Origin of the sequence: Bacteroides nordii, assembly GCF_019930665.1 — a bacterium.
Lineage (GTDB): Bacteria > Bacteroidota > Bacteroidia > Bacteroidales > Bacteroidaceae > Bacteroides > Bacteroides nordii.
The window spans coordinates 4,281,556-4,293,898 of sequence record NZ_CP082886.1; the positions used below are offsets into that span (position 1 = coordinate 4,281,556).

The following is a 12,343-nucleotide window of genomic DNA, read 5'->3' on the forward strand; positions in this document are numbered from 1 at the left end:
TACATCTTAGATTTTGATTTTTACTTCTGCTCCAAAGTAGATCGGAATAGTCAGGTCTTTGTAACCTGCAGCGGTCCGGTACTTATAGCTCTTTGATATTTTGAGGAAATTATTTGCTGTAAACGAGAGTTCCAGCATCTTTCCCAATTCTTTTGTCAAACGAAAATTCAGTAATATAGTAGTCGGGTAATTCTCTACCCCAAAGTAATTACTGTGTCCATACTGAGTCATCATCAGGCGATATTTGTATATATCCTGATATTCGGCTTTCCACTCATTGAAGTTTCCCTGCTTGTCGATGAAGCCTATAGGGTTGACAAAGTATTTCTCTTCATTGTTACCACTCAATGGATCAACAGCCTTGTAGAACAGATTATTTCCACTTTCATCTTCGTAAATACGCTGATAACTCTCTTTCCATACAATCTGTGCCGTAGTGGAGAAAATCATTTTCAATTTAGGAATATGCGTGATAAAGCGAACGTTCGTATTGAAACGTTGTTCTATAGAACCACCTCCTCCGGGCATCACAGCCATATAAGGATAAAGTTTTCCCTCATACGAGGATCCTATCTTCGAATAGGTAGGCAATGTAGAATGACGCTTTACATAGAGCCAGGCACCGTCTACCACCACAGACGTTTTCAAAAGAGGAATCTGTCCGAAGTTGATGCTATACTCTACCCCCCGCTTGATGGTACGGGTATTGTTTACCGGCATATTGTAAGAATACAAGGTAGTATCATTTACAATTGTAGCCGGGTTTCTTATTCCGTCTTTTTCATAATAAAGCATACCGTTGGTATAATTCACATTATCCACATATCCCGGAACCGAATAACGCCGAAAAGGCATCGTCACAGGTACTCCTTTGAAAGAATACTCATTGGTATGTTTTTCATAGAAGAAAGTAACATTTCCAATTACCTTTCTGATACGTCCTGCCAAACCTATTTCCATCTTCTGGCTATAAGCTGGTTTCAGATCAGGGTTAGAGGTATTATCTATGACTTTGGTAGTCATAATAGAAGTGGACTTGCTCATATCATCGGCAAACATTAGATTGAAACTTGATTCGTCAAAATAAGCCTTATCAGGATACAGGTAGAGAAGAGTAGGTGCTTTGGCAGCAATACCAAACCCACCTACAATGCTCAAGTCATCAAACACTTTATTATTGTCACCGTTCAGGATATTATATTCCATATTAATACGAGGTTCTACCATAAACATATCCTTTCTTCCGGCACTCTTATCTATAAACAGATTACTGAGGCGTACACCTCCCTGTAAGGTCAATGTTGTTTTCCGAATGGGTAACTGGGCTTTGTCTTCTATGAAAAAAGATAGTGTATTGATAGCCGGAACTGATTTGAACGACCTGGGTCGAATAGACTGAATATCGTTTACCACCGGAGGAAGCTTAGGATCAAACATCATCCCATCACCCCGGTTCACATTATATTTCCATTCGATGCCTGCTTTCAGGGTCATAAAACAATCGGATGAGAACTGGAAAAGTTTATTGGCTTTCAACTGTCCGAACACATCCAAAGGTTTACCGTCCACCGTATAGTCGGAATAATAAGATGAGCTAAGGAAATAGGTTTGGTATTCGCCACTCACATACGAATTAGCCACCGGAGTAATACCCGATTGCAAGATGATCTGTTCACGACGATAATCCTGCTGATGGCTATAATTTACCATGAAACTATATCCTAAAGAAGAAATCCAGGAAGTATTCAGGCGCCAGTTACCTTCAAGATTGAAGCGCACCCCCATATTTTCATTTTTTATCTTCTCATCCTGCTTCAGTTGAGGATCTGTTTTTTCACTATTTATGTTCTGATAATAGGCCAGTCTCATGTTGAAAGTCAAAGGCCGGGAACTTTTCATAAAAGTATTGGAATATCCCAGATTGGCCGTAATCCGATCAAATCCGTTATAGCGCTTACGTATATCTGCATACGACTGTGAGTAATCAGCGGAAATATTCATTGCTCCCATTTTCTCACTGATAAGGAAACCTTTTCCGGCATATGCCATTTTAGAGAAAGGATCTGCTTTCAGTTTTACTTCGAGCGGAGTAACCCCCGAACGAGTTTTGATAATGACCGCACCTGACGTAAGATTTCCATACTCTACAGAGGGAATGCCCCGGATTACTTCCATAGATTCAATGTTATCCGGAGAAATGGTACGCAGGTCAAGTCCTTTTCCACTCACCGACTGAGCATTCAGACTCGTACCGGACTTACTGGTAGAAAGCACCTGCATATTTGCATCATTCGAAAGTGGAGCACCATCCACCATCACCGATGTACCCAAAGCATTATTATCATTGGAAGATACTTCACGAATATAAGCCTGCCCCACATTATTCAAATCCGGATTTTTAGTCAGATTACCAGGAAGGAGTTGCAACATATCTTCCACACTTTTGGGTTGGATATGTTGAATGGCGCTTTGATCTATTCTGGAAGCCGATCCCATCCGCTGTTCCTGAGCAGTAACGACTACTTCATTTAAAGCCAAAGTCATGGGAGAGAGTTTAATAACAGTCAGCTTCATCTCCGGCTTTATCTCTATTTTCTTAATTGTCTTTTGATAACCCAGCACAGAGATCTCACACGTATAAACTCCCGGCTTCATTCCCGGAATTTTAAATTTACCATCCATATCGCTAATTGCCCAAAGTGCATGATCCGGTATCTGTATAGTAGCAAATTCAATGGGAGCTCCTGTTTCCGCATCAATGAGGGTTCCATTAAAATCAATACGTTTGACTGGAGTATTCTGCGAAAATATACAAAGGGAGGATATCAAAAATAGTATTAGAAAAGATGCTCTTGTTACAGCATATTGTTGTCTCATATTCGTTCTTATCTTTACGCCTGATGTTGAGCTGCAAAGATACTTCAGTAAAGGAAGCAAAAAAATACCTATCAATAGGGATATTCACATCGGAATACCCTATCAATAGGTATTGTTTAAAATGAGGTAACACAAGAAAAAAGAATGTCTCAAATAATTCCTCTTACCCGGTCTTCGAAAGCAGACAAAGCGGCCTTGGCACCTTCACCCATGGCGATAATAATTTGTTTATAAGGTACAGTCGATACATCTCCGGCAGCATAGATGCCCGGAACGTTCGTACGGCAGTGTGAATCAATACCAATTTCACCAAAACGGTTCATCTCCACAACTCCACGGAAAGCAGCACCGTTGGCAGCCAGACCTATCTGGACGAAAACGCCATCCAGTTCCATTATACGCTCTTCGTCTGTTTTACGATCTTTAATGCGGAGAGAAGTTAATTTATCACCATTACCTATTACCTCCGTCGTCTGTGAACTAACAAATATTTCCACATTAGGCAAGCTTTTTGCTTTCTCCTGCAGAACAAGATCGGCTTTGAGCTCGTCCATAAATTCAAAGACTGTAACCTTCGAACAGATACCGGCCAGATCGATAGCCGCTTCTATTCCAGAATTTCCACCACCGACAACGGCTACGTGCTTACCTTTATAAAACGGACCGTCACAATGTGGGCAGAAAGCGACGCCTCTTCCGATATAGTCTGTTTCACCGGGAACATTCAGCTTTCGCCAACTGGCACCAGTAGCAATAATCAAGGCGGGAGCTACAAATTTCTCACCAACGGAAGTCGTCACAAGTTTCTCTTTTCCGTTGACTTCTACAGTTTCAATGCGACGATGTTCCAATAAATCTACCGGATATTGTAACAGATGCGTTTTCAAATTATCTGCCAGTTCACTTCCAGTCGTATGTGAGACAGATATCAGGTTTTCAATTCCTACCGTCTCCTTTACTTGTCCGCCAATACGCTCGGCGATAATTGCCACACGTAATCCTTTACGTGCCGAATAGATAGCAGCAGAAACTCCGGCAGGACCTCCACCGGCAACAATAACATCATAGTTCTTTACGGTAGTGCCTATTTCGCTTTCATTGATACCATATTGGGCCTCCAGTTTGGTAAGTAACTCCCCAAAATCGCCACGCCCTACGTGCAGTAGTTTTCCATCGGCAAATACAGAAGGTACCCCCTGAATTTTAAGAGCTTCTACTTCGTCCTGATAAAGACCACCGTCCACCATCTCATGTGAGATAGAATTGTTCAGCGTAGTCATAGCATTGAGAGCCTGCACCACATCGGGACAGTTGGTACAAGTAAGCGAAACATAGGTAGTAAGGTGTATCGGGCCTTTCAGGGCTTTCACACGGTTACAAACCTGTTCATCGGGAAAATTCTTTCCCTTACCGTCAAGATTAAGAATGGCAAGTAGCAAAGAAGTAAACTCATGCCCGTTAGGAATACCCCGGAAGGTAATACCGGTCTCATTTCCATTCTTCAACAGAGTAAACTCCAACCTTTCTCCCTCATTCACCCGACAAGAGATATGGGGAGAGCAATCGGCTACATCAGCCAGCAGATCGAGTAACTCGCCACGGCTTTCGTGTCCGGACGATACGTATATATCAAAAGTAAAATCTGCCTCTAATCCGGCAAATATACTTTTCAGTTGTTCTTTTAATGTAGGGTCTAACATAATTAGGAGATAGAATATAGAATTGGAAGTTAGAAGTCAGGAGTCGGAATTATAGAATATGAGGGTCAGAAGTTGGAATACATGAATAAGAAAACACCTGAACAGATTCCAACTCCCAACTCCTAAATTCTACATTCTAATTTAGATTTTCCCTACCAGGTCGATACTTGGTTTCAGCGTAGCTTCCCCTTTCTTCCATTTTGCCGGACAAACCTCTCCGTCGTGAGTAGCTACAAACTGAGCAGCCTCTACCTTGCGAAGTAATTCACTTGCATCACGACCGATGTTATTGTCATGCAATTCGGCTACTTTAATCAAACCTTCCGGATTTACCAGGAAAGTACCACGATAGGCCATACCTTCTGATTCAATATATACGCCGAAAGCACGGGCCAAAGCACCTGTCGGATCTGCCAACATCGGATACTTGATTTTACGGATACTGTCTGAAGCATCATGCCATGCTTTATGAACGAAATGTGAGTCACAACTTACAGAATATACCTCTACACCCATTGACTGAAGCTGGTCGTATTTTTCGGCTACGTCTACGAGTTCTGTAGGACATACAAAAGTAAAGTCGGCAGGATAAAAGAAGAAAATCGCCCATTTACCTTTAACGTCATTATTGGTCACTGTTTTGAAACTACCGTTATGAAAAGCCTGAACACTGAATTCAGGAAGCTGAGAATTAAGAATTGATTCCATACTAAACTTATTATTTATTGATTTAACTTGTTTTTGTTTCTGATACAAAGATAGGGGGATACCTACCGGAGAAACAAAAAAAGTCCAATCGAATAATTCTATACTCTGATAGACAAAATCCATTATACTATCTGTCTTTTTTGTACTTTTGCAGGAAACTATAAAGAAGAAGAAACATGGAACATCCTCTGTCTCAGTTCAAATACTGTCCGAAGTGCGGTTCGGAGCATTTCAACATACACAATGAGAAATCTAAACAATGCACCAATTGCGGGTTCGTATACTACTTTAATCCATCATCGGCAACAGTTGCCCTGATTCTGAATAAGAAGAATGAATTGCTGGTATGCCGCCGCGCCAAAGACCCGGCAAAAGGTACGCTCGACCTGCCGGGAGGATTCATTGATATGAACGAAACAGCAGAAGAAGGTGTAACACGTGAGGTGTTAGAAGAAACCGGATTAAAAGTGAAAGAGGCAATCTATCGATTTACTCTTCCCAATATTTATGTATATTCAGGCTTCCCGGTACATACACTGGATATGTTTTTCCTCTGTAAAGTAGAAGACACCAGTCACATTGCCGCAATGGACGATGCTGCTGATGCCTTCTTTATTCCCGTTGCAGAGCTCCGTCCCGAAGACTTCGGGCTCGACTCTATCCGCAAAGGTCTTGGAATTTTCCTATCTACTCTGTAACACCTGCCAACAGGTCATCAAGCATTTTCTTTAGCTGGGGTTTTCCAACTGTCCCCAGCTTCATCCAGGGCTTCCCTTCCATCGGGCAAAACAATAAATTCGGGATAGTACGGATGGAAAAAGCAGACTCTAAAAGAGGCTCGTTATCCACATCCACCTTATAGAAGTCAATCTTACCGGCATATTCAACAGCCAATTCATCAAGAACCGGTGATAACCTCTTGCAATAAATACACCAAGGGGCATGGAAATCGACGATACAAGGTTTATCTCCTTTGAACTCCCAGCTATCAGGATATTGCCGGAAATCAGATACTCTCTCTGTAAAACTCTCTTTTGTCAAATCAATTACTTTCATATTATTTAGGGTTTAATTATCATTGTCTTTCTATGATGCAAAATTACGGCATTCCATCCAAGCAGGAAATAGCAATTTAGCTGATTCATATAGCAATTTTTCCCACTATCACACAAAGTTCAAATCTACATACCAGGCAGAAATTCATCCTTTTATTAAAACATTTTCCCTTCTCTGGACGTTAAAACCTGTAAAACTAAAGAGCTGTTTGCTATAAAGTCCCCAAAAACAAGTACTTTTGCCAAAACACTAAATTATGAAAAGAAGAATTTCACGATTTATATGTGCCCTGATATGCTGTACGCCTATCATCACGTCGGCACAAACAAGCGAAAAAATTACCTCGCCTGTCAATCTATATAAAGAAGGAAGAAACCTGTTTCTGCAAAAAAATTATGCAGCAGCTACTCCGCCATTAAAAGCTTTTATCAGACAGGAACCTAATGCCTCATTGCGCGAAGAAGCAGAATATATGCTGGTATGTTCGGCATATGAACTGAAAGATAAGAACAGTATCACCCTGTTGCGCAATTATCTGGAGCAATATCCCGATACTCCTTATGCCAACCGTATTTATGCTTTACTTGCTGCCGGCTATTTCTATGAAGAAAAATATGACGAAGCACTGGCACTGTTCAACTCCGCCCAACTGGACTTGCTGGGTAATGAAGAACGGGATGACATGACCTATTTGCTGGCTACCTGTTATCTGAAAACGGGGAATGTAAAAGAAGCTGCCATCTGGTTTGAAACCCTGAAAGCCAGCAGTAAGAAATACGACAATGACTGCGCTTACTATATCTCTTATATACGCTACACACAAAAGCGCTATGACGAAGCATTGAAAGGTTTCCTCCCTCTGCAGGACAACCCCAAATATAAAGCACTGGTGCCCTATTACATTGCAGAAATTTATGCAATCAGAAAAAACTATGATAAAGCTGAGATCGTAGCACAAAACTACTTATCGGCATATCCGCAGAATGAACATGCTGCCGAAATGTACCGCATCCTGGGAGATGCTTCTTATCATTTCCGCAAATACCACGAAGCAATCAACGCATTTGAGAGTTATCTTGAAAGAGATGCTTCGCCCCGCCGGGATGCCCTCTACATGTTAGGACTCTCTTATTTCCAGACAGGAGTATATTCAAAAGCAGCTGAGACGTTGGGAGAAGTAACAGGCGCCAACGACGCATTGACGCAAAATGCGTACTTGCATATGGGACTTTCCTACCTGCAACTGGCCGAAAAGAACAAAGCCCGTATGGCTTTTGAACAGGCTGCCGCCTCCAATGCCGATATGAAAATAAAAGAACAGGCTGCCTATAACTATGCCTTGTGCATTCACGAAACGTCCTACTCTGCATTCGGAGAGTCGGTAACCGTTTTCGAGAAATTCCTGAACGAATTCCCCAACTCCCAATATACCGAAATGGTAAGCAATTATCTTGTTGAAGTATATTTGAACACCCGCAGCTACGAAGCGGCACTGAAATCCATTGAACGCATTGCCCATCCGGGTACCCGCATCATGGAAGCGAAACAAAAAATACTGTTCCAACTCGGTACACAAGCATTTGCCAATGCCTCTTTTGAGCAGGCAATCGGCTACTTTAACCAGTCTGTTGCCATTGGCCAATACAACCGCCAGACCAAGGCCGATGCCCTCTACTGGCGCGGAGAATCTTACTACCGCCTGAACCGCATGACGGAGGCTGCCCGTAATTTCAGAGAATACCTGCAACTGACGGAACAGACTAATAACGAAATGTATGCACTGGCAAACTATAATTTGGGATATACCGCTTTCCATCAGAAAGATTATGCACAGGCACGCAACTGGTTCCTCAAATACATACAACTGGAAAAGGGTGAAAACAGAACAGCACTGGCCGATGCTTACAATCGTATCGGTGACTGCTTCCTCAACGAACGTAATTTCGACGAAGCCAAACATTATTATGCACAAGCCGAAAGTATGAATGCCTCTTCCGGAGACTATTCATTCTACCAACTTGCCCTGGTATCAGGACTGCAAAAAGATTATTCCGGCAAAATCACTCTGCTGAACCGTCTGGCAGGCAAATACCCCACATCACCTTACGTTATAAATGCCCTTTATGAAAAAGGACGTTCGTATGTATTAATGAATAACAACAACCAGGCCATTGCCTCTTTTAAAGAATTGTTGAGCAGATACCCCGAAAGTCCTATCAGCCGCAAAGCTGCTGCCGAAATCGGTTTGCTGTATTATCAGGATGGAAACTACGATCAGGCAATCGATGCTTACAAACTGGTAATCAACAAATATCCGGGAAGTGACGAAGCCCGTTTGGCAATGCTCGATCTAAAGTCTCTTTACGTTGATATGAACCGCATTGATGAGTTTGCCGCACTTGCAGCTTCCATGCCGGGCAATATACGTTTTGATGCCAGCGAACAGGATTCTTTAACTTACATCGCTGCTGAGAAAATTTATGGACGCGGACGCATAGAAGAAGCGAAAAACAGTTTCAACAAATACCTGCAAACTTTCCCCGAAGGTTCCTTTAGCCTGAATGCTCATTATTACCTTTGCCTCATCGGAAAAGAGCAAAAGAACTATGATATGATTCTGCTTCACTCCGGCAAATTACTGGAATATCCGGATAATCCATTCTCTGAAGAAGCATTAATAATGCGTGCGGAAGTTCAGTTCAACCTGCAACAATTTGCAGATGCATTAGCATCCTACAAAATGCTGAAAGAGAAAGCAACCACAGCAGACCGCCGTCTGCTGGCAGAAACAGGAATGTTACGCTGTGCACACCTCATCAAAGACGATGCAGAAACCATTCATGCTGCAACAGCCTTGCTGGCAGAGGCCAAATTGACTCCTGAATTGGCAAATGAAGCACTTTATTATCGTGCTAAATCTTATATGAACCAAAAAGCTGACAAGAAAGCATTGGCCGATCTTCAGACACTAGCCAAAGATACCCGTAACCTTTACGGAGCAGAAGCGAAGTATCTGGTAGCCCAGCAATACTATACTGCCGGAGAGTATGCCGCAGCCGAGAAAGAGTTACTCGACTACATCGAACGGAGTACTCCCCACGCATATTGGTTGGCACGTAGCTTCGTCCTTCTGTCGGATGTATACATGGCTATGGACAAAAAGCTGGATGCACGGCAATATCTGTTGAGCTTGCAACAGAACTATCACGCTAACGATGACATTGAAGGCATGATTGAAAGCAGACTTGAAAAACTTAATAAGTAACGAAGTATGAAACGTAATCATTATATCTTCCTGGGAATGGCGCTCGTCGCACTCCCTTCACTGGCTCAGGTGCAACCCCAATCCAAAGATACGACCATGAACCGCACTGTCGTGGTTGAACAGGAATACAATCCTATCATTCTGGATGCCTCTAAAGTAAACGTTTTGCCCAAAGTAGAAGAGCCTGTAGTAAACAAGAAAGAGGTTGAATATGCGATAAGTTCTACCCCTGCCTCCAATATCCCTGTGGGAACAATGCAGGCTTATACCGGAAAAGAGGTACAACCGACAAGTAAACCGGGATATGTACGCGCCGGATATGGTAACTATGGTAACCTGGACTTATTGGGTAATTATCTTTTTCACCTTTCCAGCCGGGATAAGCTGAATGTAAACTTCAGCATGGACGGCATGAACGGTACGTTGGACATGCCCTACGGTGATGCCCGGAAATGGGATGCACATTACTACCGTACGCGTGCTGCTATCGATTATCTGCATCAATTTGGCAAGATAGACCTGAGTGTAGCAGGACACTTCGGATTAAATAATTTCAACTATGAGCCTTATGGTTTTTCTTTCAAGAAACAGAAGTTCACTTCAGGCGATCTGCATTTCGGAGTGAAGTCTACAGACGAAACAATGCCGTTACAGTTTAATGCAGAAACCAACCTGATGCTTTATGACCGGCAACACAACCAATTCTTCGGTGGTGTGAATGAGACGCAAATACGTACCAAAGCCATTGTCAGCGGCAACATCAGCGACGAGCAACAAATAAGTATTGCTTTCAAAATGAACAACCTCATCTACAATAATAAAAGAGACTTTTATAATGAAGAGATAAAGAGCATTTTCAAAAGCCGTACCGTCGTAGACTTAAACCCGTACTACGAACTCAACAACGATGATTGGCGACTGCACTTAGGAGCCAATGTTGATTTCTCTTTCGGTAATGGCAAATCATTTCGTGTCTCTCCGGATGTAACCATACAATATGTATTCTCAGACAGTTATGTGGTCTACGCCAATGCTACAGGGGGCAGACAACTCAATGACCTGCGCCGATTGGAGACTTATAACCCATACAGCGACCCTTCTAACGAGGTGAGAGATACCTATGAGCAGCTCAATGCCACTTTAGGATTCAAAGCCAGCCCTGTAACAGGTTTATGGTTTAATCTCTTTGCCGGATATCAGAATCTCAAAGACGATCTGTATCAGATAGAAAATAGCTGGATAGGCGGAACAGGCGGCAATTTCATTGATCTGAGACAAACCTCAACGAATAATATCTATGCCGGACTCAGTGCCAGTTATACCTACAAGGACTTGTTTACACTCTCAGGTGAAGGTATCTACCGCCATTGGAAAGCCAGTGATGCCTACACAGATAATGTATCTTCCCCGAATTATAATCCCGCTCTGTGGATGAAACCAGAGACAGAGCTAAATTTTAAAGCAGAGATACATCCCATTCCGGCTCTGTGGTTAAATATAGGTTATCAATATATCTGGCGGGCTGAAAGATATTACGGATTTAGCAAAACATTCTTCCCCGCCGTCAGCGATCTTAATATAGGAGCCACTTATCACTTATTTAAAGGAGTCTCTGTCTATGCAAAGGCGGATAACCTGTTAAACAAGAAATTCCAGCGTTATCTGCTCTATCCCACTGAAGGAATTAACTTCCTGGGCGGTCTAAGTTTCCGATTCTGAATACCACTGGCATCTCCTGTAACTTCGGACCAACGCAACAGGTATATAAGAGGAGGTGCCAAAAGTAAAATTCGCTATCGTTAAAACACAGATTAACGCTAATTCACGCAGAGATTACATTTAATCTGCGGTAATTAGCGTTAATCTGCGTTTCTAAAGTTACATATTGATAAGCTTTCTCAGACTTTTAATACACCTTTTAATCCCAGGTTCCGCGAGTAAAATCCGGTACTTCAATCAGCTAATCCTCCAATCTCTCTCCCGGCAAATCGCCTTGCGCTTTCTCTTCCTTTATCACCTCTTTGCTCAGCATCGATTTCGGGAAATAACTCGACAACGGTATACGAATAAACTTCATTTTCCTGATTTGCCGTGTTAACCAACGATCTGCTATAAAATAAATGCGCGACACTTCCACTGTCGCCGGAGTTACATCTTCCGGACGTTCTGCTCCCGGACTGGTAAGAGCCACCTGAAATGTACCGATTCCTTTCAGATTCACCGAATATCCTTCTGCCAGAAGTTCTCCCAGCACCAAAGAGACATCCGTCAGGATACCTTGTACTTCACCTTCACGGAATCCGGCCCGTTCCGCTACGATGCGCGCTACATCTTCCTCCGTTTTACCACCGCGCTCCTGCAGCTTTTTCTGTACGGCATACCACCGCACTTTCTTATTGCCGCCTATGACGCTCACTTTCTTTCTTACTAAATAGGGTATTGACATTTTCTTATAAGTGTTTATTGATTAGGGTTTAAACATCCGATGCTTTTCTCGTAGTTCTTCGTTGTTTTACATGTACATCTAAAGCAGTACGACATGTACATCTCAGACAGTACGACATGTGCATGTGGAGCAGCTTTACATGTACATGTAAAACAATGGGCGATTACGACAAAGATAACCTTTCTTTACGGGGAAAGCAAACAATCCCGGTAAGAAAAGCAGATTTGGTTAAAACATATCTTCACACACCCCACCTCTTCCGAGTCCTAAAAAAAGTCTTTTTTTGCAAAA

8 protein-coding genes are annotated in these 12,343 nt (G+C 42.5%); 3 read left to right on the plus strand and 5 right to left on the minus strand.

What is annotated here, in order from left to right:
• Positions 1-6: 6 nt before the first annotated feature.
• From K8P02_RS16950 to ahpC, 3 genes are all read right to left on the minus strand, one after another.
• Entirely contained in the window at positions 7-2,877 is a 2,871-nt protein-coding gene (locus K8P02_RS16950; RefSeq protein WP_195349210.1) for a TonB-dependent receptor, read from the minus strand.
• 149 nt (positions 2,878-3,026) lie between these two features.
• Entirely contained in the window at positions 3,027-4,577 is a 1,551-nt protein-coding gene (gene ahpF, locus K8P02_RS16955) for an alkyl hydroperoxide reductase subunit F (RefSeq protein WP_025867047.1), read from the minus strand.
• 141 nt (positions 4,578-4,718) lie between these two features.
• The gene (gene ahpC / locus K8P02_RS16960) at positions 4,719-5,285 is read right to left on the minus strand and encodes an alkyl hydroperoxide reductase subunit C (protein ID WP_025867048.1); all 567 of its coding nucleotides are present in this window, start codon (positions 5,283-5,285) and stop codon (positions 4,719-4,721) included.
• Positions 5,286-5,461: 176 nt separating this feature from the next.
• Between ahpC and K8P02_RS16965 the strand changes: the two genes are divergently transcribed.
• A complete protein-coding gene (locus K8P02_RS16965; protein WP_195350605.1) occupies positions 5,462-5,983 on the plus strand; it encodes an NUDIX domain-containing protein in 522 nt (173 codons plus the stop codon).
• Here the strand turns inward: K8P02_RS16965 and K8P02_RS16970 are convergent.
• Entirely contained in the window at positions 5,973-6,341 is a 369-nt protein-coding gene (locus K8P02_RS16970) for a thioredoxin family protein (protein WP_002558214.1), read from the minus strand. The genes K8P02_RS16965 and K8P02_RS16970 overlap by 11 nt on opposite strands.
• Positions 6,342-6,597: 256 nt before the next feature.
• Here K8P02_RS16970 and K8P02_RS16975 point away from each other — a divergent pair, with 256 nt between their 5' ends.
• On the plus strand, positions 6,598-9,606 hold the full coding sequence (locus K8P02_RS16975) for a tetratricopeptide repeat protein (protein ID WP_002558215.1): 3,009 nt from the start codon (positions 6,598-6,600) through the stop codon (positions 9,604-9,606).
• Positions 9,607-9,612: 6 nt separating this feature from the next.
• Positions 9,613-11,325 (plus strand): TonB-dependent receptor, encoded by a 1,713-nt coding sequence (locus K8P02_RS16980; RefSeq protein ID WP_002558216.1) that lies wholly within the window; start codon positions 9,613-9,615, stop codon positions 11,323-11,325.
• Positions 11,326-11,566: 241 nt separating this feature from the next.
• On the opposite strand, the gene K8P02_RS16985 is transcribed toward K8P02_RS16980, so the two are convergent.
• Positions 11,567-12,052, minus strand: coding sequence for an HU family DNA-binding protein (locus tag K8P02_RS16985; RefSeq protein ID WP_002558217.1), 486 nt, complete (start codon positions 12,050-12,052; stop codon positions 11,567-11,569).
• Positions 12,053-12,343 lie beyond the last annotated feature (291 nt).